The sequence below is a fragment of the Desulfuromonas sp. genome, assembly GCA_002869615.1.
Classification (GTDB): Bacteria; Desulfobacterota; Desulfuromonadia; order Desulfuromonadales; family UBA2294; genus BM707.
Window position 1 is genome coordinate 54,892 of sequence record PKUH01000057.1, and the last position, 23,403, is coordinate 78,294.

General features: G+C 54.8%; 23 protein-coding genes, 1 tRNA gene and 1 riboswitch. Of the genes, 2 read left to right on the forward strand and 22 right to left on the reverse strand.

The window, feature by feature from the left end:
• Positions 1-36 precede the first annotated feature (36 nt).
• From C0623_06020 to C0623_06030, 3 genes are all read right to left on the reverse strand, one after another.
• Positions 37-981 (reverse strand): peptidase M23, encoded by a 945-nt coding sequence (locus C0623_06020; protein PLY01098.1) that lies wholly within the window; start codon positions 979-981, stop codon positions 37-39.
• A gap of 80 nt (positions 982-1,061) precedes the next feature.
• Complete coding sequence (locus C0623_06025; GenBank protein ID PLY01099.1) at positions 1,062-1,454, reverse strand: hypothetical protein; 393 nt, start codon at positions 1,452-1,454, stop codon at positions 1,062-1,064.
• 79 nt (positions 1,455-1,533) lie between these two features.
• Positions 1,534-1,609: riboswitch (cyclic di-GMP riboswitch) on the reverse strand.
• Positions 1,610-1,861: 252 nt separating this feature from the next.
• Entirely contained in the window at positions 1,862-2,065 is a 204-nt protein-coding gene (locus C0623_06030) for an ArsR family transcriptional regulator (GenBank protein PLY01100.1), read from the reverse strand.
• A gap of 509 nt (positions 2,066-2,574) precedes the next feature.
• Here C0623_06030 and C0623_06035 point away from each other — a divergent pair.
• Together C0623_06035 and C0623_06040 are read left to right on the forward strand one after the other, a co-directional pair.
• Positions 2,575-3,855, forward strand: coding sequence for a hypothetical protein (locus tag C0623_06035; protein PLY01101.1), 1,281 nt, complete (start codon positions 2,575-2,577; stop codon positions 3,853-3,855).
• A gap of 27 nt (positions 3,856-3,882) precedes the next feature.
• Entirely contained in the window at positions 3,883-4,182 is a 300-nt protein-coding gene (locus tag C0623_06040) for an XRE family transcriptional regulator (protein PLY01102.1), read from the forward strand.
• A gap of 76 nt (positions 4,183-4,258) precedes the next feature.
• On the opposite strand, the gene C0623_06045 is transcribed toward C0623_06040, so the two are convergent.
• The 19 genes from C0623_06045 to trpE all read right to left on the reverse strand — a co-directional run bounded on the left by C0623_06045 (position 4,259) and on the right by trpE (position 23,370).
• Positions 4,259-4,335 (reverse strand) — tRNA-Met (locus C0623_06045).
• Between the two features lie 71 nt (positions 4,336-4,406).
• The gene (locus tag C0623_06050; protein ID PLY01103.1) at positions 4,407-5,087 is read right to left on the reverse strand and encodes a hypothetical protein; all 681 of its coding nucleotides are present in this window, start codon (positions 5,085-5,087) and stop codon (positions 4,407-4,409) included.
• 17 nt (positions 5,088-5,104) lie between these two features.
• Complete coding sequence (locus C0623_06055; protein PLY01104.1) at positions 5,105-6,763, reverse strand: arginine--tRNA ligase; 1,659 nt, start codon at positions 6,761-6,763, stop codon at positions 5,105-5,107.
• Between the two features lie 194 nt (positions 6,764-6,957).
• Complete coding sequence (locus tag C0623_06060) at positions 6,958-7,362, reverse strand: hypothetical protein (GenBank protein ID PLY01105.1); 405 nt, start codon at positions 7,360-7,362, stop codon at positions 6,958-6,960.
• 187 nt (positions 7,363-7,549) lie between these two features.
• Entirely contained in the window at positions 7,550-7,855 is a 306-nt protein-coding gene (locus C0623_06065) for a competence protein ComEA (protein ID PLY01106.1), read from the reverse strand.
• A 168-nt stretch (positions 7,856-8,023) separates the two neighbouring features.
• A complete protein-coding gene (locus tag C0623_06070; GenBank protein PLY01107.1) occupies positions 8,024-10,081 on the reverse strand; it encodes a hypothetical protein in 2,058 nt (685 codons plus the stop codon).
• Positions 10,060-11,343: a bifunctional folylpolyglutamate synthase/dihydrofolate synthase gene (locus C0623_06075; GenBank protein ID PLY01108.1), complete on the reverse strand. Its 1,284-nt coding sequence runs from the start codon at positions 11,341-11,343 to the stop codon at positions 10,060-10,062. The genes C0623_06070 and C0623_06075 overlap by 22 nt, the downstream gene beginning before the upstream one ends.
• Before the next feature lie 3 nt (positions 11,344-11,346).
• Positions 11,347-12,195 (reverse strand): acetyl-CoA carboxylase carboxyl transferase subunit beta, encoded by an 849-nt coding sequence (locus C0623_06080; GenBank protein PLY01109.1) that lies wholly within the window; start codon positions 12,193-12,195, stop codon positions 11,347-11,349.
• Positions 12,196-12,222: 27 nt separating this feature from the next.
• Positions 12,223-12,984, reverse strand: a complete 762-nt coding sequence (locus C0623_06085; protein PLY01110.1) for an MBL fold metallo-hydrolase — start codon at positions 12,982-12,984, stop codon at positions 12,223-12,225.
• 22 nt (positions 12,985-13,006) lie between these two features.
• Positions 13,007-13,810: a tryptophan synthase subunit alpha gene (locus tag C0623_06090; protein ID PLY01111.1), complete on the reverse strand. Its 804-nt coding sequence runs from the start codon at positions 13,808-13,810 to the stop codon at positions 13,007-13,009.
• Positions 13,811-13,866: 56 nt separating this feature from the next.
• Positions 13,867-14,544, reverse strand: a complete 678-nt coding sequence (locus tag C0623_06095) for a uracil-DNA glycosylase (protein PLY01112.1) — start codon at positions 14,542-14,544, stop codon at positions 13,867-13,869.
• The gene (locus C0623_06100) at positions 14,545-15,834 is read right to left on the reverse strand and encodes an RNA helicase (protein ID PLY01113.1); all 1,290 of its coding nucleotides are present in this window, start codon (positions 15,832-15,834) and stop codon (positions 14,545-14,547) included.
• A gap of 129 nt (positions 15,835-15,963) precedes the next feature.
• Positions 15,964-17,163, reverse strand: coding sequence for a tryptophan synthase subunit beta (trpB, locus tag C0623_06105; protein ID PLY01114.1), 1,200 nt, complete (start codon positions 17,161-17,163; stop codon positions 15,964-15,966).
• Positions 17,163-17,780 carry a phosphoribosylanthranilate isomerase gene (locus C0623_06110; GenBank protein ID PLY01115.1) on the reverse strand — a complete coding sequence of 206 codons (618 nt, stop codon included), beginning with the start codon at positions 17,778-17,780 and terminating at the stop codon, positions 17,163-17,165. The genes trpB and C0623_06110 overlap by 1 nt, the downstream gene beginning before the upstream one ends.
• Positions 17,781-17,798: 18 nt before the next feature.
• The gene (locus C0623_06115; protein PLY01116.1) at positions 17,799-19,157 is read right to left on the reverse strand and encodes a TrpB-like pyridoxal phosphate-dependent enzyme; all 1,359 of its coding nucleotides are present in this window, start codon (positions 19,155-19,157) and stop codon (positions 17,799-17,801) included.
• A gap of 24 nt (positions 19,158-19,181) precedes the next feature.
• Positions 19,182-19,961, reverse strand: a complete 780-nt coding sequence (locus tag C0623_06120) for an indole-3-glycerol phosphate synthase TrpC (protein PLY01117.1) — start codon at positions 19,959-19,961, stop codon at positions 19,182-19,184.
• A gap of 68 nt (positions 19,962-20,029) precedes the next feature.
• Entirely contained in the window at positions 20,030-21,079 is a 1,050-nt protein-coding gene (gene trpD, locus C0623_06125) for an anthranilate phosphoribosyltransferase (protein PLY01118.1), read from the reverse strand.
• A 235-nt stretch (positions 21,080-21,314) separates the two neighbouring features.
• Positions 21,315-21,887 carry an anthranilate/aminodeoxychorismate synthase component II gene (locus C0623_06130; GenBank protein ID PLY01119.1) on the reverse strand — a complete coding sequence of 191 codons (573 nt, stop codon included), beginning with the start codon at positions 21,885-21,887 and terminating at the stop codon, positions 21,315-21,317.
• A 1-nt stretch (position 21,888) separates the two neighbouring features.
• Positions 21,889-23,370 carry an anthranilate synthase component I gene (gene trpE / locus C0623_06135; protein PLY01120.1) on the reverse strand — a complete coding sequence of 494 codons (1,482 nt, stop codon included), beginning with the start codon at positions 23,368-23,370 and terminating at the stop codon, positions 21,889-21,891.
• Between the last annotated feature and the right edge of the window lie 33 nt (positions 23,371-23,403).

Sequence of the window (23,403 nt, forward strand, 5' to 3'; positions counted from 1 at the left end):
AACCCTAACTACCTGAAATCATGAATAAAAAACAAACTAATTAACAGCAACAACCATCCCTTCGCGCGGCGTGAAACCCTGCCCGTTTGCTCCGGAAAACTGAAACGGCAGGGAAACCAGTTTCATCCCGGCATTCTTCTGGATAACAAAGTGCAGATGCGGCCCGGTCGAATAACCGGTATTACCGGAAAGGGCGACCATCTGCCCGCGGATGACCCGGGTGCCGATCGGGAATTGCAAGGTTTCCAGCTTCAGATGGGCATAGACCGCCATGGTCCCGTCATCATGCAAAATCCTCACATAATTGGCCTGCTGGGCAAACGCCTCGTCATCAACGCCGCCACTGAAGAAATCGTTGGCAACATCCATAATGACCCCGCTCCGGGCGGCATGAACCGGGGTTCCTTCCTCCATCGGAATATCGACGGCATACAGGTTCTGTTCATCATTATGAGTCGAGTCGCCGTGAAACGCCTGGGAAATCCGGAAAAACTTGCCCACCGGAACCGGGATACGGTAAGGCAGGGATGGTGTATGCGTGGCCGCCGGATCGCCAAAGACAACCGAGTACGAGTACCGATAGGAGAAGCTCCGGAACTTCCGCTGCTGCCTGACCTGCAGGGCCGGAACCTCATCACGCGGCGGCACCACGAACCGCATCGGCAGCTCCTTATCGACGGTTACATTCTCCCGCGATGCCATCGTCAACTCAACTTCGACCGGGCCGTAGTACTGGTTGATTGCCTGCAATGTCCCGTAGGATCGGGTTCCGCGCAGGTTCATAAAAAAGCGCTGATCGGGCTCTTTTTTCTCGACCTGATCAACCCGGACCGTTTTGCTGCCGCTCAGTTGGCGGTCGGTGAAGGTCACATTGCCGCTGTCATCAACATACTTGAACAGCTTTTCAGCCAGGCCGGCATTCGGCCAGCCACAAAAAGCGACAAAAAGAAGAGAAAAGATTATTGGCAAGCGACACGTCATGATGACTCCGAAGCGGTAGTCATTTATTGTAAAAGATTTATCGCTAAAAAGGGAAGCGTCTTATCGTCCTGCAGTCCCTCTTACCCCCGCTCGCGGACTACCGATTCCAGCCACTGATCGAGATCGGCAAAGCGGACCGGCTTGGCAAAAACCTTGCAGCCGAGTTCAATCGCCTGGGCCCGCAGCTCGTTCGGCAGGTTGGCTGACATCAAGGCCTTGTGTTGGGCCATGGCCCGGCACCCCCAGTCATGGCGGCCGGAAAGGTACTGAAGGCCGGTCATCTCCGGCATCCACTGATCAATGATCAGCACATCGGCGCACTCATCGTAACCATGACACAGCCGATTCCGGTTGCCATCGCAACGTGCCGGGTGATCCGCGCTGACAACATCGTAACCCTTCTCACGAAAATAAAGGGCCAGAGAATCACGGATGCTCTCTTCATCATCAATCACAAGAATGCGCAAGCTCATATTAAGTCCCGGATACAAAAAAGGTCTTTTCTCCGATAAAAGAAAAGACCTTAACGCCGGCTCTATCGCCAGCTGACTCTTCGGTAGCCCGGCTGTCCTTAACAGGACCCGTGGCTTTGCGTCCCGCGGTTACCCGCGGTTTGCCATTATCGGAGTTACTTATTTTCTATACACTTAGCCAGTTAGAGCTTCCGATGTCAACATAAGTTTTTCTTATTAAACACCTTCAAGACAGAATATTTCGCCGCTCACCGCCTGGCTGGCGAGCTGCTTTTTCTTCCGGCCACCTACTCAAGAGCATAGCCGGCCTTTTTCCAGCCATCGACGCCATCGAGCAAGGCGGCAACATTCTTGAAACCCTGGTTCTGGTATTCGGCTGCCCGACCGGCAGCGCTGTCCTCCTCCGGTTAGGCGCAGTAGAAGATCAACCCTTGCTCGATCCGAAGATCGGGCAAACGAGCCTGGAAATCACCGTATGAAATCGCCCCGGAAAGATGCATCTTGTCGAACTTTTCATCTGAATCGTAGGCACAGACCAGCAGCGCTTCACCCGAGTTGACCCTTTTATACGCATCTTGCGGTGTCACTCTTTTAATATTGACCTGACTCATGGTACCTCCCGTAAAATTCCGCTTGTTCTGTTTATAGAAGCATAGCATCAGACCGATCAAATTAAAGGGGACCGGCACCTTTTCTGCGCAGTCCCCTGCAAACAAAAAGGGACCTGCTTAAAAAGCAGATCCCTTTAACTTTCTGGTTGCGGGGGGAGGATTTGAATTCCCCCACAGTCATTTATCTTACATGTCGATATTACAAAAACCTCTAAATATCAGCAAGTTAAAAAAAAGGGCCCTCCGGAATTATACGCCAAAACCCATACAACCCCACCTATCCCCACAGATCCCAGGAAAGTTTGAGGAAAGTTTCCTATTTAAAAGACAGCACCTATCCATCCACTCACCAAGTTCACTATAGTGAATTTTTTTCTTGCAGACACACGCATTTTGGCTCACTATAGTGAATAAAAAGAGAAAAAGAGCAACTAAAAGACCCGCAGAAGTTCACTTAAGTGAACTAAAAAGACAAAAAAAGACAATTTCAAATCACTATAGTGAACCAAATGAACTGTCATATCGAAATATATCTAAACCACAATTGGCATACAGCAGCAATATTTGAACCCGACCTCCAAACTCTAGAAAAAGGTGTAATGGGTGGCTGCCGACTTAATTATGACATAGATTTTGCTGTTGAAAATCTTGGGAACAAAAATGCCGAACTTATTCCGGGATTAACCGTTGGGTTCGAATTATATCGCTTCAAAGAATGGCCCGCTTTTTTGGTTGATCTCTTACCAGCAGGAGCTGGTAGACGAGCCTGGCTAAAACGAATGCAAATCAAAACTGACGGACCACATGTTGAGTGGCATCTACTTTATAAAGGCGCAGGAAATCCGCCGGGGAATTTGCGGATAGCGGAAGCTGTCCCAGAACCGCCACCTGATCAATTTATAATCGGGTTCCCGAGACAAGACATCATTGACCAGCAAGAGGACTTTCTTGAATACGCAGAAGAGCGCGGTGCATATGTAGCTGGCGCCTCCAGCGTTCAAGGCGAAGCGCCAAAATACATGTTGGTTGAAGACATCAAAGGGATGTTTCATGCTGATGGTGCAATACCAGATGACAAAATAAAAAAATACTGGCTTGTAAAATACCCTAGAGGGAAACGTACCGATGACCGCAACCAATTGGTGTTAAAAAATGAAGCCCACTACCTGGAGGTAGCCAGAACATTTGGAATCAATGTCGGAGAAAAATTGACATATGAAAATGGGGCGTTATTTGTGCCCCGTTTTGACAGGAGAATTATTAACGGGAAAATAGACAGGCCTGGAATGCACAGCCTGTATGCCGTGGCTGAGATACCCGGGTATGGTGCAGCCGTTAATCACGACATTTTCTGCGAAAAATTAGCCCGGGTTGTTACAAACCCGGGAAACGAAATCCGGGAATACATATTGAGGGACATACTAAATCTAGCCCTTCGCAATACCGACAACCACGGTCGCAACACTGCAATAATGAGAGCGGGTGACCAAATCAAGTTGACGCCACTTTTTGATTTCGCACCAATGTTCCTTGATCCAGAGGGAATTGGCAGGGTAACGCGATGGGAAGATGAACGCCCAGGAGAGCAGCCAGACTGGAACACTATATGCGACAAACTTCATTATGCCCTAGACCCTGAACAAACCAAGAGATGGCTTCAGGGATACGCCAAAGACGTTGAACGACTTCCCGTGACCATGAAGGAATGCAATGTTGATGACGAAGTTACTGAAAAATTAACAAAACGCATAGAGGCCGTTGCGAATAGTTTAAATGAAATTCGCCCATAAAATGACACTGCCTCTTTGGGAGCAACTATGAAACGACCAAGTGCTCAAGAAATGACATTAATGAAAGAAGATCTTTACCTGGGGCTTGCAAAAGGAGAACTGAGCATAAGAGAAGCGACTCTTAAAATGCGAAAAATTCTGGGTATGACTCAAAAAGAGTATGCAAAAAAAATTGCCGGCGTATCACCTCGCATCCTAAGCGCTTTTGAAACTGGCACCGGAAACCCGACCCTGGCAACACTCGAAAAAATTGCAGCGCCATTCGGCCTTGAAGTGACATTCCTCCCTCCGGAGTCATGGCGGATTCATCCCCCGAACACAAAGTAAAAGGGGACAGGCACCTTTCCGGAGCCAGTCCCCTAAAAAAAAGGACCTGCTTTTCCAGCAGATCCCTTTATTATTTTGGTTGCGGGGGGAGGATTTGAACCTCCGACCTCCGGGTTATGAGCCCGACGAGCTACCAGACTGCTCCACCCCGCGACAACGGAGTGGGAATATAGCCTTTTGCCGTGGCGATGTCAACCCCTCATCCCTTATTTTTTCCAAGTATTTTAGCGCTTTCTTACGATCGGCTTAACCTTGAACTCTTTTTCGATTTTTGCCTTCAGATAGGAAACCTTGCTCTCGCCGGTGACCGGACCGACAAAGACCCGATACCAGACCCCCTTGCTGCCGAGATCAGCCTGCTGAACGTAGACGTCATAGCCGCCCTGGGTCAATTTACCGAGAAGCTTGCCGGCCTCATCCGGCTGCGGAAAGGAGGCGACCTGAAGGATGTATGCAACCGTCTCCGGGTCGGCCTTCGGCCGGCTGGCCGTTTGAACCGGCGCTGCCTTCGTTTCGACGCTTTCGGTTTTCGTCGGTTGAAACACCTTTTCCGGAATCGGCTTTTTGACTTCCTCATTCGTGGCGGTGGCAGCCTTTGCCGTTGGCTTTTCAACCGGCAGGTTGATACCGCTGCCGAGCGGCGGCTGCTCCCCCTTGGGCAATGATTCATAGAAGGTCAGTTCATCGGCCTTCTTTTCCGGTGCCTCTTTTTCGATTTTCTTTTTCGCCGGAACCTTCTTCGCCTCGGAAGCGGTCAAATCGACCGTCTCCTCCTGGGCGCTGTTGCGTCCGACCATGTAGCCGGAGGCGAAAAAGACGATGGCGATTGTCAGGATAAAGGCGATAAAGACAAAAGACTGCTTCTTCTCTGATCGCCGGTCACTGCGGGTGCGAACTTCTACCATGACTGAAACCTTTCACATTACATTGATGTCGGGGCTGAGACCCCGAGCATCTGCAGAGCATTCGCCAGGACAATCCGTACGCAAGTGACGAGATAGAGCCGCGCCTGCGCTGTTGCCTGATCATCTACCAGCACCTTCTGCCGGTTGTAGTAGCTGTGGAACAGGGCGGCCAGATCATGCAGATAATAAACGATGCGGTGCGGCTCATAACCGGCCGCCGCCTGTTCAACCACTTCGGTCAGACGGTTCATCTGCTTGGCCAGGGCGAGTTCGTCGGCATCGGTCAGAACAGAAAAATCGACTGCGCCGGCTTCAGGCAGGGCGACTCCTGCCTGCTCGGCATTGCGTTGAATGCTACAGACCCGGGCATGGGCGTACTGAACATAGTAGACCGGGTTTTCGTTGCTCTGCTTTTTCGCCAGTTCGAGATCAAAATCGAGCTGGCTGTCGGAGCGACGCATCAAGAAGAAATATCGGCAGGCATCGCTGCCGACTTCATCGACGACTTCGCGCAGGGTGATGAAATTACCGGAGCGCTTACCCATGGTAAACGGTTGCCCGTCGCGCAGCAGATTGACCATCTGGATCAGCAGAACCTCGAGATCCTCCGGCGGATGTCCGAGCCCGGACAAGACCGCTTTCATCCGCGGCACGTAGCCGTGATGATCGGCGCCCCAGACATCGATAACCCGATCAAAACCGCGTTCGAACTTCTCCATGTGATAGGCGACATCGGAAGCAAAATAAGTGGGGCTGCCATCCGACTTGATCAGAACCCGGTCCTTGTCATCGCCAAACCCGGTCGTCTTGAACCAGAGGGCGCCCTCCTCTTCATAAGAGAGCTTTTTGTCAGCCAGCTTGCCGAGCTCGATATTGATCATATCACGATCATACAGGCTCTGCTCGCTGTACCAGTTGTCGAAGGTGATGCCGAACGCCGCAAGGTCACGACCGATCCAGTCGAGGATATGGCGAACACCGAAGGCCGAACAGCTTTTGATGGCGGCTGATTCATCAAGATCCTGCACCGCCGGCTCCTCTTCGCGCAGCCTGGCCGCGAGCTCCTTGATATAATCGGCCTGGTAGCCATCCTCGGGGAACGCGATCGTTTCGCCGTTCAATTCGCGCAAGCGCATCCAGATTGATCGGCCGAGGGTCACAACCTGGTTGCCGGCGTCATTGACATAATACTCGCGCTGCACATCGAAGCCGGCCGCCGCCAGAATCGAGGCGACGGCATCGCCGACGGCGGCGCCGCGGCCATGACCGATATGGAGCGGTCCGGTCGGGTTGGCGCTGACAAATTCGACCTGGACTTTCGTCCCCTGGCCGACATCGGAGCGCCCGAAAGACTCTTTCTGCTGCATGATGCGATCAAGAACCTCGTACCAGCAGGTCGGATTGAGGAAAAAGTTGATAAACCCGGGCCCGGCGATCTCGACCTTCGACCAGAACGGATCAGCACCGAGGGCGGTGACGATGGTTTCGGCAATCTGGCGCGGCGCCCGCTTTTCCTCGCGGGCCAGCAGCATCGCCACATTCGATGCAAAATCGCCATGTTCGCTCTGCCCAGGAATTTCGATCACAAAGTCGGGGATAACGCCGGAAGAGAGCACTCCTTCGGCGTAACAGTTATTGAGGGTATCGTTGATTTTACTGCGTAGCAGATCCTTCATTATGGTTCTTCACTTTCCTGTTTATCGTGCCCTTTTAACTGCAATTCACTTCGGCGGAATCGGGGCATTTCCATGGCAGTCGCCACGCATGGGAAGGGTCCGGTGCGGCCGGTTCCCGGAACACCAGCAACTCCTGTTTTACCGATATCGCTGCCGGGGATCAACCGTGAATTCCATGCAACGAACGGGTCATGTTAGCCGCCGCCGGAGGTGGTGTCAACCCGGCTGTTTTCCGGGTGCTCTTCTCCGTCATCGAGTTTCTGGTCGGTCGGCATTTGTGGAGGTGACTGCTGTTGATTATTGTGAAACTGATAAACCTGCTCATCCGGTTTGACCATGCCGAGTTCACGCCGGGCGATGTTTTCAATCGTCTTGAGATCCTCACGGAGCGCATCGATCTCCTGGCGCAACTCGTCGTTCACTTTTTCCAGGTCGGCAATTTTCTGTTCAAGATCGGTTTTCTGCTGATAGGTTTTATAGACTTTCAACACCCCGCGCTCGCCGAACAGGGCGAAGCCGAGGAGCAGCAGCACAAGGATAATGAACCAGGGGGGAATGGTTCTTTTTCGATGTTCTTTTATTTGGTTTGCTTCGGCCATATCGATTCTTGCAGCGGCTGGTCAGATTCGTGCTTAATGTGCCACAGCGCGCGCAAGGTGACCAGCACTTTCTGCAAGAAAAATGGCTGGGGGAAGAGGCAAGGAGAAAAATGCCTGACCCTTCACGCCCAGCGTCTTGCGACTTGTCAGAAAAAAAACCCGCCGGGTCTCCCCGGCGGGCTGTTGATCACGATCCAACCGACACCAGCGGCCTGATCTTTTCCAGAACCTTGCTGCCGATCCCTTTGACCTGCACCAGGTCATCGACCGTTGCAAACGGTCCCTGCTCGGTCCGATGCTGGATAATGCGGCCGGCAGTCACCTTGCCGATACCCGGCAGGGCTAACAGTTCGGTTTCAGTCGCGGCATTGACATCAATCAGCATTTGAGCCTGCTCCGTTTTTCCGGAACTGCCTTCAGCAGCGACAACCGGCTGGGCAACAGCGATGACAGCACAACAGACGAACAGTACAGCAATAACGATTTTTTTCATGATTTCCCCTCACTTTAACGATTCAGTAGTGAATGTTTTCCGGCAAAAAAAATGCTGCCAACTCCCCCCTCCTTTCAGCGCCAGATTAACTGCTCGCCGGAATACGGAGCAGCCGCGTCAACATGGCAACGGAAGAAAGTTTAACCGGAAAAAACGGTGCGTCAAGTTTTACAGGAAATTTTTTAACGGCCGGATGACCGTCTCGAGGAGCCGGTTTTTCGAAAGACCGCTCAGGGAAAAATTGATTTCGTATTTATCTTCATCCGGCCGGTCACTGAAACCAAACATCACGCTCCAGCATTCACCCCGGTATTCAACCCGGGTCACCGCCTCGAGCATGAGGACGGTTTCGAGATCGCGCCGATGTTCATAAGAGACAAAGAGCGGGTCGAACAGGGCCAGATCAACGCCGCCGGACAGGTAATCGAAATCATTTTTCAGATATTGGTAATTGATCAGCAAACCATTGCCGTGGCGATCATGCAAGCCGCCCCAGACCGCCCGGCTTTCGACGTAACGGGCATTATCGTTGGCGTCGTAGGCGATATCGCCCCGCAAAAAACTGTACGGAGTCGGCCGGATAATCAGTTCACCCCGAACCGGTGAAAATGGCCGGTTCTGGTCAGGGAGAGGGCCGGGATCCCGCTTCCTTTCCCGGATATCGTAATCGACCGCGAGGCGGAGGCTGCCGACCTCGCGAAAGCGGGGGGTTCCGTCATCGTCGACGCTTCGGGTGGTCAACCGGTTCATCAGCTCAAAGGTGACCAGGTTGACCGGATCAATCCGGTCGCGGCTGTCGAACTGCGGCAGATGACCCTGATCGACATTCGGGATAAAGAGGTAATGCACCATCGGCTCGACGACATGCCGCAAGTGCGTGACGTCACCGGTGTCGAAGGTAAAAACCCGGGCGACCCGACTACCGACGGACAGGGTCGCAATCGGCAACCCTTCCTGTTCGCTCACATCGTTAAACCGGTAATTGCGTTGCAGCCAGGAGACGGTCGGCACCATTTCCAGGTAACGGTTGACCAGCAGGTCGGTCGCCAGCATCGGCTGCAGCCGCAGGCGTCCCCCCTTCGGTCCGTCCCGATGCCAGAGATAACCGGGCTCGGCCAGAAATGAGGTGAAAATCGGGGTTTGACCCCAGCGTTGCGGCAGGTAATCGAAGCGGACTTCCGGAAGGTACTGCAACTGGGTAGCGCTGCTCTGCTCGAGGTCACGGTTATATTTGGCCTGCGCGGAGAGATTGACCTGGTTCCAGCCGCGACTCAGGTAAACGATCGATTGCACCTTCTCGCGGTTATAATCGTCAGCGGTCCGCCCGAAAATCTCGTAGTAATCCTTTTCGCTGACATATTCAGCGTCAATGACCAGCCGGACCTGACCCGGCAACAGGCCGTCATGATCCCATTCGGTCAGGGAACGATCCGGCTCATCGTCGAACCCGCTGATAAAATTCGTATAAAGTCGTCCGGTACGGCTCTGCGGCGGCAGGTAGCGGAACTCGAGACCGGTTCCGATTCCGAGATCAGACATGTAATCAATCTCGAGGGTCGCATCAAGATCCTGGTCAATAACCAGATAGAGCGGCTGCCGGTAGCGGTTGCCGAGGCGGCTTGAATGACTTATTTCGGGAAAGAGCAGCCCCGATTGACGTTCCGTTTTGGCGGGCAGCGCGATATACGGGAGGTACAGAACCGGAATATTTCGCAGGTAGAACACGGCATTGCGGGCCCTGGCGTAGCCTTCGACATCGACATCGAGGCGGCTGGCGGTCAATTTCCAGGCCGGACTCTCGCCGGGGCAGGTGGTGAATGACCCGCCGCTGACCCGGTAGCTGATATCACCCCGCTTCTCGATCAGGTCCCCCGAGAGGAAGACATTGTAGGCGGAGAGCCTCGCTTGACCGTTGCTGAGCTGTCCCAGCCCCCGGCCGAAATCGTAACGGATCGAATCACCGGTCAAGACACCATCCGCAGACTCCATCCGGAAACCGCCGCCGCAGACCGCTTCGCCACTCTGTTGATCCCAGTCGGCTGAACCGGAGGTCAGCAGCAGGTCACCCTGGCGGATCTGTACATTGCCTTCGGCCCGGTAGAGTCCGGTCTCCTGATTGAGCACCAGGCTGTCCGCCGACAGGTTGACCGGCTCGTCGCTCGCCGCCGCCAGGCAGTTCGCAGCCAGCAAAAACAACAGAAATATCAGGAAACCTGTTCGTCGCACCGGCGACCTTCCTCCTGCAAAATTATTTCTCGTACGGCAGCCACCAGGAAAAGCGACCCGGCCACCAGGACAATTTCCGAATCGGCAGCGGCGGCCTGCACGGCATCCAGGGCTGCCTCGATCGAAGCGAAGGATGCCGCGCGGACGCCGTGCCGTTCGGCAATCGCGACCAACTCGGCCGTCGGCTTTGCCTCCTCTACCGGCGGCTCGACGCAGTAGAGTGCCGCGCAGGCCGGAAGCAGCGGGATCAGCACCTCTTCACTGTTTTTATCAGCTTTCAGCCCGACAATCCAGTGAACATTCACCAGATCCTGTTGTTCGAGATATCGGGCCAGAACATTGGCGGCCGCTCCATTATGGGCCCCGTCGAGCAGGATCGACCGCTTGGCCAGCCACTCAAGGCGGCCCGGCCAGAACATTTTCTCGACGCCGCTGCGCAGGGCAATCGCCGGCAGATCGTAACCGGCCGGCTGCAGCATCTCGGCAGCCGCCAGTGCTGTCGCCATGTTGGCAAACTGGTGGCGGCCCGGGATGCCGGGCCGGATTCCGGCGATAGTCTCTTTGATGCCCCGGTAATCGAAGGTCTCGCCGGCGTCATCAAAGTGGAAGGACTTGCCGCAAAAAGAGATTTCGGTACCAACTTTTTTCGCCTCGTCGAGCAGGGCCTCTTCGACTTCGATCACCTGCGGCGCACTGACCACCGGCACCCCGCCCCGCATGATTCCGGCTTTTTCCCGGGCGATCGAATCAAGGTCTTCGCCGAGATACTGCTGATGATCGCGCGCCACCGGGGCAACCACGCTGAGTACCGGCGCGATCGCATTGGTCGCATCAAAACGACCGCCGAGGCCGACTTCAAGGACAGCGACCTCGACCTCCTGCTCGGCAAAAAACTCCAGGGCCAGCGCCGTGGTGAATTCAAAGAAGGTGATCGGGATCGATCCGGTTCGGGTTCTTAGCCGGGCGACCAGACGGGCAATCCGGTCATCCGGAATCATTTCACCATTCACCCGGATCCGTTCATTAAATACATGTAGATGGGGAGATGTATAGAGGCCGGTCCGGAAACCAGAATCCCTGAGAATACCGGCGAGAGCCGAGGCGATCGAGCCCTTGCCGTTGGTGCCGGCGACCAGAACCGATTTGAAGCGGTTCTCGGGATGATCGAGACGGGACAAAAAAGTCCGGATATTCTCCAGGCCGAGCTTGATGCCGAACTTCTGTAGCCCGTAGAGATAATCCAGACTTTCCTGACCGGTCATCAATCAGTTTTTCGTGAAGATTTTCAACACCTGCGCCAGTTTACTTTTCATCTCCTGGCGCCGGACAATCATGTCGACCATGCCATGTTCGAGCAGGTATTCGGAACGCTGGAACCCTTCAGGAAGCTTCTGTCGAATGGTCTGCTCGATAACGCGCGGACCGGCAAAACCGATCAGGGCCCGGGGTTCGGCAATATTGAGGTCGCCGAGCGTGGCAAAGCTTGCCGTAACACCGCCGGTGGTCGGATCGGTCAAGACCGAGATAAACGGGATTCCGGCATTCTTCAGCTTGGCCAGCGCCGCGCTGGTTTTGGCCATCTGCATCAGCGAGAGAATACTCTCCTGCATGCGGGCGCCGCCGGAAGAAGAGAACACCAGAACCGGTGCGTTGAGTTCGAGACCGCGCTCGATCACCCGCGTAATCTTCTCGCCGACAACCGAACCCATACTGCCGCCCATGAAAGCGAAATCAAAAACGGCGACAACAACCTTCAGCCCTTCGATATCACCCTCACCGCACTTGACGGCATCGCCGCCGCCATGTTTCTTGACCGCAGCCTTGATCCGCTCCTTGTAGGTCTTCGAATCCTTGAAGTTGAGAAAATCGACCGGCATCATTTCCGCGTCCATTTCCACAAACGTCCCGCTGTCGAGAACCAGGTCGATCCGTTCCTGGGCACTGACCCGGAAGTGATAATCGCACTTCGGGCAGACATTGAGATTGCGCTCGATTTCCTTGCTGTAAATAATCTCTTCACAGTTTTTGCATTTGGTCCAGAGCCCTTCAGGCATATGGACCTTTTTCTTCTCAACCGGCGTAATCGGAGCTTTCGATTTTTTAAACCAGGGCATAACGTTTCCTTTTATGAATTGCGGCAGCTATATTTCAAAAACCTCGCCACCATCGAGAACCTGCAAACGGTCGTCTCCGATAGCAGCCAATTCTTCATGGAGTTCGTCCAGAAATTGCGGTTTCATATGAAAGACCTTGATCGGAATATCCCGATCACCAAACTTTACCAACTCATCCTTGAGCATGGCCGGGGTCAGATGGCCACTGATTTTCGCCAGATGTTCCATCCGGTTCGGGAAGGAGGCCTCAACGAAAGCGATTTTCAACTGCTCGCACTCACGGGCCATCTGCCACAGGTCATCGGTCGTGGTCGTGTCGGCCGAATAAAAAAGTGCACTTTCAGCGGAGCGGACACAGTAGCCGACAGTATAAACGGTGTGGTTGGTCCGGGTCCAGCGGAGATGATAGCCATTGACTTCACCTTCACCACTTTCGTCGAGCGGGATCAGCTTGATTGTCGGCGCGCCCTGACCCGGAAGTTTCGTAAAATCGGGCCAGACATAATCATTGAACAGATGATTTTGGACCGCCTCGAGGACCGGTTCAGGAGCCCAGATCCGCATCGATTCAGGACGCCCGAATATGTTGTCAGCGAGAAAAGCAAGATCAACGATATGGTCCATATGGGCATGGGTCAGAACAATCCCGTCGAGCGCCAGCTGTTCATGCTGCGACAGAGCGCTCGAAATGGTGCCGGCGTCGAGGAGAAACGTTTCATCGAGCAGCAGGCTGCTGGTCGAATAACCGGGGATACGCGAACCGAAACAGCCGAGGACACGAATTTTCATACGTGATCTGACCCGCCGCTGCTCAGGCAGCCGGGCGGACTCCCTCTTTTAAAGAAGATACAAATTCCCTGACCCGCGGCAATAATTCATCGCTCTTGCCGTGGGCCTCGATAACTTTAACAAGGGCACTGCCGACAACAACAGCATCGGCAAACGCGCTGACGGCGGCCGCGTCATCCCTGGTCGAAATTCCGAATCCGACCGCAACCTGAACCCGGCTTTTTTCCTGGATCCGACGAACAGCACTCTCGATCGAGGCGGCATCGACCTGTTGACTTCCGGTAACCCCGGTCATCGACACGTAATAAAGGTATCCTTCCGCTTTTTCAGCGAGCACTGTCATCCGCTCATCCGGAGTGGTCGGCGCCAGAAGGGTAATCAGGTCGAGCCCCTGCTTTTGCATGTCGGCATGAATTTCAGCCGTTTCTTCAGGCGGCAAATCAACCAGCAGCAGGCCATCAACTCCGGCAGCGGCGGCATCGACCGTAAAACGGGACGGGCCATAATGAAAAATCGGATTGTAATATCCCATCAGGATTATCGGAACGTTGCTGCTCTTGCGTACATCCCGGACAATTTCGAGAACTCCGGCCACCGTCGTGCCTGACTTCAGTGCCCGCTCGGAAGATGCCTGAATCGTCGGGCCGTCGGCCATCGGATCGGAGAAGGGCACACCGAGCTCGATCAGGTCGGCGCCCGATTCAACCAGAGCGTGAATCAAATCGACCGTGGTCTTCATGTCGGGATCACCAGCCGTCAAAAAAGGGACCAGTGCCTTGTCGCCCCGCTGTCTGATATCTTCAAGTTTTTGTTCAATCCGGCTCATAGTTTTACCAAAGATTTGATCCAAGTTTTAAAGTTTAATGAAAAATCACCGTCATTTCAACCGTTTTCATCGGCCAGAGTCCGTGTCTCAACCAGGAATTGACGAAACATCGGCGCCGTCATTCTCCCGGTCTGAACATTGTAACGGCTGGTATGGTAGCATCCGGCGAGCCAGAGCCGCTCGCTGATGCGATGCTGTACCCCATGCGCGAAAGGGTATGCGGCCGGGCGCTCAATCGCACCGACTGAACGAAAATACTTCAAACAGCTCTCAAAAGCCCCCCGTCCGAGTCCGATAACAACCCGGAGACGGTCCAGTTCTGCCAGCTCGGCCGCCATGTAGGATCGGCAGGAATTGAATTCCTCCCCTTTCGGCTTGTTTTCCGGCGGCACGCACTTCACAGCGTTGGTGATATAGAGATCGTTCAGCTCCAGGCCATCGTCGGCATGTTCAGCATCGGGCCGAGAGGCAAAACCGGCTTCGTGCAGCAACGGATACATGAAATCACCCGCCCCGTCCCCGGTAAATGGACGTCCGGTCCGGTTGGCCCCATGCGCCCCCGGAGCCAGCCCAACCAGGCAAATCCGGGCAGCAGGATCGCCAAACCCGGCAACCGGACGATTGTGATAATCAGCCCGGTTACGCCCTTTGGCCGGCTTGATATTCTGTCGATAATCGACCAGCCGGGGACACCTGCAACAGTGATCGAGGCCGTCCAGCTCAATGGTCGACACTTACGTTTTTCCTCCCGGCTTTGCACCACCAGGTCGATTTCCTCCGCCCTGTGGCCGCCGGCGCCGGCGCCGATGAGGTGGTTTGCCGGAGCCGCCCCGTTTCTCGGGAACCGGTGCTTTCTTGTGCGCAACCCCGCGCTTGTAATCATTACAGAGATCTTCTTCCATCGGCACCGCACTCGGAATCTTCATGCCGATATACTCTTCGATATCGGGGATATGAAAAGCAAGGTCTTCATCGGCAAAACTGATCGCCTTGCCAACCGCTCCGGCCCGGGCGGTTCGGCCGATCCGGTGAACGTAATCTTCCGAATCCTGCGGCAGGTCGTAATTGAATACGTGGCTGACATCTTCGATATGCAGGCCGCGCGAAGCGACATCGGTGGCAATCAGGAAGCGGAGACGCCCCTCCTTGAAATCATCCATAATCCGCAACCGCTTTTTCTGCGGGATATCACCGGAGAGAACCGCGGCCTTGTGATCGTTGTGTTTGAGCCGACCGGCCAGATGCTCCGCCTCTTTCTTGGTGTTGACAAAAATCATGATCCGTTCGGCGAACTCTTCCTTCTGCAGCAGACCGAGCAAAAGCGGGAATTTTTCGCGGCGCGAGACATGATACAGGATCTGCTCAACTTTTTCGGCGGTGACCTGCTCCGGTTCAATCTGCACCTTCTCGGCGAGATTCATGAACTCGTAGGCAAGCTCCATAACCCGGTGCGAAAGGGTTGCCGAAAAAAGCATGGTCTGGCGTTTTTCGAAAGGCGGCAACTTGCGCAGGATAAAACGCAGATCCTTGATAAAGCCCATATCGAACATCCGGTCGGCTTCATCGATAATCAAGGCTTCAATGCGGTGCAGGGAGAATACTTTCTGCCGGAAATAATCGATCAGCCGGCCCGGGGTCGCGACAATAACATCAACCCCGTCCTTGAGCGCCTGCCGTTGCTTGTCGTAATCGACGCCACCGAAAATCGGCTGAACCTTGAACGGGCAGTGGGCGCCAAGCCCTTTGGCATCTTCGCAGATCTGCACCACCAGCTCACGGGTCGGGGCAATGATCAGGGCCCGCGGGTTGCTGGAGGTTCCTTTTTCGTTCTGCGCCAGCTTGGTAAACAGCGAGATCAGAAAGGCCGCAGTTTTGCCGGTTCCGGTCTGGGCCTGGGCGGCGACATCGAGCCCCTTTAGCGCCAGCGGAATCGACTCTTCCTGGACCGGCGTCAGTTCGGTAAAGCCAACCTCGTTGATGCCACGCATCAGGTCAGCCGGTAAATCGAGTTCGGTAAATTTCATTATTTTCTTTCAGCTAAAAGTTATCAGGAGTCAGGCCAGAGGATCCGGAAAGAGTAAAGCCTTTCCCTGACAACCGGATCCGTAACCCCTGGTTTAATTGACGAGTACTGCCGATCAGCCTGCGCAGCCTTACAACTCGACCCCCATTGCATCCGCAACCGTATCGATATCCTTATCCCCTCTTCCCGACAGACAGACCAGAATAATCTGGTCCCTGTCCATCTCTTTCGCCTGTTTGCAGACGTGAGCAATCGCATGCGCCGACTCGAGCGCCGGGATAATACCTTCAAGTTCGGTCAGCAGCTTGAAGGCGTCGAGGGCTTCAGCATCGGTAATCGAGACGTATTCGGCGCGGCCGAGTTCCTTGAGCTGCGCATGTTCGGGGCCGACGCCCGGGTAATCAAGACCGGCTGAGATCGAATGTGCATGCTCAATCTGCCCGTCATCATCCTGCAGCAGGAAGGTCTTGTTGCCATGCAGGACGCCGACCGATCCGGCTGATATCGAAGCCGCATGTTTGCCCGAATCAACCCCGAGCCCGGCCGCTTCAACCCCGATCAGACGGACAGCCTGATCATCGATAAATGGATAAAACAGTCCCATCGCATTCGACCCACCGCCGATACAGGCAACCGCCGCATCGGGCAGGCGCCCTTCGGCCTCAAGCATCTGTTTTTTCGATTCACGACCGATCACCGCCTGAAAATCACGCACCAGCATCGGATAGGGGTGTGGCCCGGCAACGGTACCGATAACATAGAAGGTGTCGCGGACATGAGTCACCCAGTGGCGCAGCGCATCGTTCATTGCGTCCTTGAGGGTGGCGGTGCCGCTGGTCACACCATGGACAGTGGAACCGAGCAGTTTCATCCGAAAAACATTAATTGCCTGGCGGCGGATATCCTCGGTCCCCATGAAGACCTGGCACTCCATACCGAACAGGGCGGCAACGGTAGCGGTGGCGACGCCATGCTGGCCGGCGCCGGTCTCGGCAATAACCTTGTTCTTCCCCATGCGCCGGGCCAGCAGAATCTGGCCGACGGTATTATTGATCTTGTGCGCACCGGTATGATTGAGGTCCTCGCGCTTCAGGTAAATCCGGGCGCCGCCAGCATGTTCAGTCAGGCGGCGGGCAAAATAGAGCGGACTCGGCCGTCCGACATAGTTGCGCAGATAGGAATCGAACTCTTCGAGAAACTCCGGGTCATCCTTGACCTCGGCATAAGCTTCTTCAAGTTCGAGCAGGGCCGGCATCAGCGTTTCGGCAACATAGCGTCCGCCAAACTCACCGAAATGCCCTTTCTCATCGGGAAAACTGTATTGACTCATCACTTGAAACTCTCTCTGGCGTTCGTAATAAACGCCGCTACTTTCTCCGGATCTTTTTTTCCGGGCATCTTTTCCACACCACTGGAGACATCGACCCCCTGCGGTCTAACCATTCTAACAGCTTTGGAAATATTCTGCGGGTTCAAACCACCCGCCAGGATTATCTTCGTTTGCGTTGCCAGTGTGGCCGCCAGATTCCAGTCGCAAGCTTCGCCGGTGCCACCGAACTTCTCCGGGTGCCAGGCATCAAGCAATATCGCCACCGCCGGGTAGTCCTGCCAGCTCCTGACGCTCTCTTCGTTGCGTACGCGCAGGGCCTTCATCACCGGCAGTTCGATCCGACGGCAGTAGTCGGGTGTTTCATCGCCATGCAACTGCACAAGACCGATACCGCTCTCGGCCGCGACCCGGTTGACCACTTCCGCCTGTTCATTGACAAAAAGGCCGACCTTGATCACTTCACCGGGGAGCTTGTCGATGATCGGCCGCACCTCGGCCGGGCTGACGCCGCGCGGGCTGTCGGCATAAAAAACAAACCCTAAAGCGTCCGCCCCGCATGCCACGGCATGCAGGGCGTCCGACTCATTGGTGATTCCACAAATCTTGATCCGGAACATGGTGTCCGAAATAACTCCTTAACCGATTTCAACCTTCGGCAGATGCGACAACGAATCCTTAATCGCTTCTTCCGGGTACTCGTAATCCTCCAGCTCGCCGGAGAAAAACGCGTCATAAGCGGCCATATCAACGTGGCCATGCCCCGAGAGGTTAAACAGGATGGTTTTCTCTTTACCCTCTTCCCTGGCCTGAAGCGCTTCGTCAATGGCGCCGCGAATGGCATGCGACGACTCCGGTGCCGGAATAATTCCCTCACACCGGGAGAACTGCACCGCCGCCTCGAAACAGGCGATCTGCGGTACCGCTTTGGCCTCTACGACCCCGGCGTCTACCAACTGCGAAACCAGCGGCGCCGCACCATGATAGCGCAATCCACCGGCATGTATTCCCGGCGGCACAAAATCGTGACCAAGGGTATACATCTTGGCAATCGGCGCCATTTTTGCCATATCACCAAAATCAAAATCATAAACACCCTTGCTCAGGGTCGGACATGATGAGGGTTCCATTGCCAGGATTTTTATATCCTTGCCGTTCGCCTTATCAGAAATAAACGGGAAAGCCAGGCCGGCAAAGTTGGAACCACCGCCGTGACAACCGATCACAACGTCCGGGTAGTCACCGGCCAGCTTCATCTGCTCCTGCGCCTCGAGACCGATAATTGTCTGGTGGGTGCAAACATGATTCAGAACACTACCGAGGGAGTAACGGGTATCCTCCCGCGTCGCTGCATCCTCAACCGCTTCCGAGATGGCCAGGCCTAAAGAACCGGGGCAATCCGGGTCGGCTTCAAGGATCAGGCGGCCGGCGTTGGTCTTGTTTGATGGCGACGGGATGACATCGGCCCCCCAGAGCTGCATCATGCTCTTGCGGTACGGCTTCTGAGTGTACGAAATCTTGACCATGTAAACGGTGCATTCAAGACCGAACATCTGGCAGGCCAGAGCGATTGAGCTGCCCCACTGGCCGGCACCGGTTTCCGACGCAATCCGCTTTGTTCCATACTCCTTGTTATAGAATGCCTGCGGAACTGCGGTATTCGGTTTGTGCGATCCGGCCGGCGAAACGCCTTCGTACTTGTAATAGATTTTGGCCGGGGTACCGAGCGCTTTCTCGAGGCGATGCGCCCGGAACATTGGCGACGGCCGCCAGAGCCTGTAAATTTCACGAACCTCTTCCGGAATCTCAATCCAGCGCTCCTGTGACACTTCCTGTTCGATAATCTGCATCGTGAAGAGTGGCAACAGGTCGTCCGGGCTGACCGGCTGCAAAGTCCCGGGATGAATAACCGGGGCCATCGGTCCTGGCAGGTCCGGGATAATATTGTACCAACGCTTCGGAATCTGGTCTTCATTCAATAAAAATTTAGTCTGCACAGCGCGACCTCCTTGTCATTAATTTCACTGCAAAAGCTGCTGTAGTTTACCTGAAATATCCCCTTCACGCATCAGGCTTTCACCGATCAGAAACGCTCCGGCGCCGGCCTGCTGCAAACGAACGATATCTTCACGACTGTTGATCCCGCTCTCCGAGACCACCAGGTGATCACTGCCAATCGACGGGACAAGACGCTCTGTTATTCCCAAATCGGTGACAAAACTCTTGAGATCGCGGTTGTTGATGCCGATCAGCTCGACCGGAACCCTGAGCGCCACATCGAGTTCTTCTTCGTTGTGTACTTCGAGCAGAACATCGAGCTGCAGTTCGGTCGCCAGGGCAGTAAACTCCTTGAGTTCCTGCTCGGCGAGAGCGGCGGCAATCAACAGGACAGCGTCAGCTCCGGCCGCCCGCGCCTCGTAGATCTGGTAAGGATCGACGATAAACTCCTTGCGCAACAACGGGATATCGACTGCTGATGAAATCTGCAGCAGATAGGAAAGCTCACCATAAAAGAATTCCTTATCGGTCAGCACCGACAGGCAGGTCGCCCCGGCCGCTTCGTAAATCCGGGCGATGGCAACCGGATCAAAGTCAGGTCGGATAATCCCTTTTGAGGGCGAACCTTTTTTAACCTCGGCAATAATCGCCGTTCCGTTGGCCGCCTTTTCTTTCAGGGCCCGGGCGAAACCGCGAGTCGGACCCATGGTCAACGCCTGCTCCTGCAACATCTCCAGCGGGACCCGGTCTCTGGCGTCGGCGACTTCTTTCTCTTTATGTTTGAGTATCTTATCGAGTATCATCACTTAATGTGGTTTGCATATAAATTCTAAAGCCGGCCCGCCTTGCGCCCTTGCATTCAACCAGCTTTTTACTGGTTCGTAAACGCAACGAGTTCGTCGAGCTTTCCTTTTGCTCTTTTTTCGTCGATCGAGGACGCCGCCCTGGCCAGCCCATCGCTGACATCATCAGCTACACCGGCTGCAACCAGGGCATGGGCGGCATTGATCAGGACAATGTCGCGGTGCGGGCCGGTCTCGCCTCCGAGGATGGCGTTGACAATTTTGGCATTACGGACAGCGTCGCCCCCCTGCAGCTCTTCAAGCTTGCAGCGGGTCAAACCGAAGTCCTCCGGCTCAATCGTTGCGATGGACACACTGCCGTCCTTGATCGCGGCAACCCGGGTCGGTCCGGTTATGGTGATTTCGTCCATGCCATCAAGACCGTGCACGACGAAGCCGCGTTTACAGCCAAGACCAGACAAAACATTGGCCATCGGCTCAACCAGGGACTCCTGATAAACACCGAGCACCTGCCGGTCAGCCCCGGCCGGATTGGTCAGCGGGCCGAGAATATTAAAGATCGTGCGGATACCGACTTCGCGCCGCGGGCCGATAGCATGCTTCATCGCACCATGCAGGGCCGGGGCAAAAAGGAAACCGACGCCGACCTTGTCGATACACTGCTCAACCGTCTCCGGCGACACCTCGAGGTTGACCCCGAGCTGTTCGAGGACATCAGCGCTGCCGCAGGCTGAAGAGATGCTGCGGTTGCCATGCTTGGCGACCTTGATCCCGCAACCGGCAACGACGAAAGCAACAGCAGTCGAAACGTTAAAGGTTTTGGTGCCGCTGCCGCCGGTGCCACAGGTATCGAGAATGGTTTCGCGGTCAGCGTTGATCTCCTCGCGGTCAAGACCGATCTCGGCACCAACCCGGATCGGCGTTGCCCGGGAGCGCATCACCCGGGCGGCGCCGGTAATCTCCGGAACCGTTTCGCCCTTCATCCGCAATCCGGTAATAAAGGAGGCAATCTGCGCCGGAGTCGCTTCGCCACCCATAATCTGGTCCATGACATCAATCATCTCACCCTCGGTGAGATCCTGCCTCTCAACAACCTTGGCTATCGCTTCCTTGATCATTTTCCAACCTCTTGAAAAGAAAATCTTTACCTAACGCAAAGCCGCAAAGAAAACAAAAAAGGCTTAATGGAGAGGTGGAGAGGAGCAGAGCCGGAGAGAACTGCTCTGATAGTATTCCTTCTTGATCTCTCTCCTTCTCTGTGTCTCTCCGTTAAAAAAATCTTTTTGATCTTCTTGTTCGCTTTCCCCTCTAATCATTGTACCTTTGCGTCTTTGCGTTAAAAGCATTCTGCTTTTATCTCTTACTCAAATCGAGATAATTCTTCAGCAGCTTCTTCCCCTCCGTCGTCAGGATCGACTCCGGGTGGAACTGCACCCCCCAGACCGGCAGCCTTTTGTGCCGAACGCCCATGATGACATCATCCTCGGTCCGAGCGGTCACCTCGAGACATTCGGGCAAGGTCTGTTTTTCACCAATCAGAGAATGATAGCGGGTCGCGACAAACGGATTCTCGAGCCCTTGCATCACTCCCTGATCGTTGTGATGAACCAGGCTGGTTTTGCCATGCATCAGCTTTTCGGCGCGCAGAATCACACCCCCAAAGGCCTGAATGATCGACTGGTGGCCAAGACAGACACCGAGGATCGGAATTCTACCGGCAAAACGTTGAATGGCGGCCACCGAGATACCGGCTTCATTCGGCGTACAGGGCCCGGGAGAGACGACCAGCTGGGCCGGATTTTTCGCAGCAATTTCATCAAGCGTGATCTTGTCGTTGCGATAGACCTCGATGTCGGCCCCGAGCTCACCAAGGTACTGCACAAGGTTATAGGTAAATGAGTCGTAGTTATCAATCATCAGGAGCATATCAGTAAAGCCCCTTCCGCGCTTTGTCGATCGCCTTGACAACCCCCTGAGCCTTGTTGATCGTTTCGGTATATTCCGACGCCGGGACTGAATCGGCGACGATGCCGGCCCCGGCCTGCACGTAAATACGATCATCCTGGATCACCAGGGTACGGATCGCGATAGCGGTATCCATGTTGCCGTTAAAAGAGAAGTAGCCAACAGCGCCGCCGTAGATTTCTCGGCGGCATGGCTCGAACTCGTCGATAATCTCCATCGCCCGGATTTTCGGTGCCCCGGAAAGTGTTCCGGCCGGGAAGGTCGCGCGGAAAACATCGAAGGCATCAGAGTCTTCTTCGAGTTCGCCCTTGACGTTGGAGACGATATGCATCACATGTGAATAGCGCTCGATCACTTCAAGCTCGCTGACTTCTACGGTTCCGGTCTTGCAGACCCGGCCGAGATCGTTGCGGCCAAGATCGACCAGCATGATATGTTCGGCCAGCTCTTTTTCGTCGGCCAGCAGCTCTTTCTCAAGAGCGAGATCCTCTTCGACCGTTGCGCCGCGCGGCCGCGTCCCGGCGATCGGCCTGACATCGACCCGCGAACCTTCCTTGCGCACCAGAACTTCCGGCGAAGCGCCGACCACCAGAGTTTCGCCGAAGCGGAGGAAAAACATGTACGGAGACGGATTGATCGTCCGCAGCGCCCGGTAGATATCGAACGGATCGCAGGTCAGCTCGCCGCAGAATCGCTGCGAGAGTACGACCTGGAAAATATCACCGGCCCGGACATACTCCTTGCAGGCTTCAACCGCCGCTTCGAATTGTTGCCGCTCAAAGTTCGGTTTCAATTCGAGTTCGGTCTGGTCCGAGACCCGCTGCTCAGGCAGGACCAGGGGTTGGCGCAGTTTATCGATCAGGGCATCGATCGCGGTCAGTGCATCCCGGTAGACATCAGCCGGGTCCTGGCCCGAATCGACGTGGGCGTTGCAGACAACCTTGATCGTCTGCCGCATATTGTCGAAAATCAGCAGGGTTTCGGTCAGCAGAAAGCAGCTATCCCAGGTTCCGATCTCACGCGGATTGCCGTTCGGCAGCTCTTCAACAAAACGGACCATATCGTAACCGAGATATCCGACCGCACCACCGAAAAAACGGGGCAGTGCCTCCAGCTCAACCGGCCGGTAAGGCGCCATGAAGGCTTTCAGCTCAACGAACGGATCGGCACACTCGCCGGAGCGGATGACCGTGTCGCCATCGAGGATCTCAAAATACTGATCGCGGCTACGAAACATCTTGCCGGGACCGGCTCCGAGAAATGAATAGCGTGCCCATTTCTCGCCCCCTTCGATACTTTCAAGCAAAAAAGAGGTCTTGCCGTCATCGATCTTGCGGAAGGCGGAAACCGGGGTTTCCATATCGGCAAGAATCTCACGGTATACCGGGATCAGGTTACCTTTTTCGGCGAAAGTTTCAAATTCGGGAAGTTGCGGTGAATACATTCAGTTATTCCATCGGTAAAAGAGAATCAAATT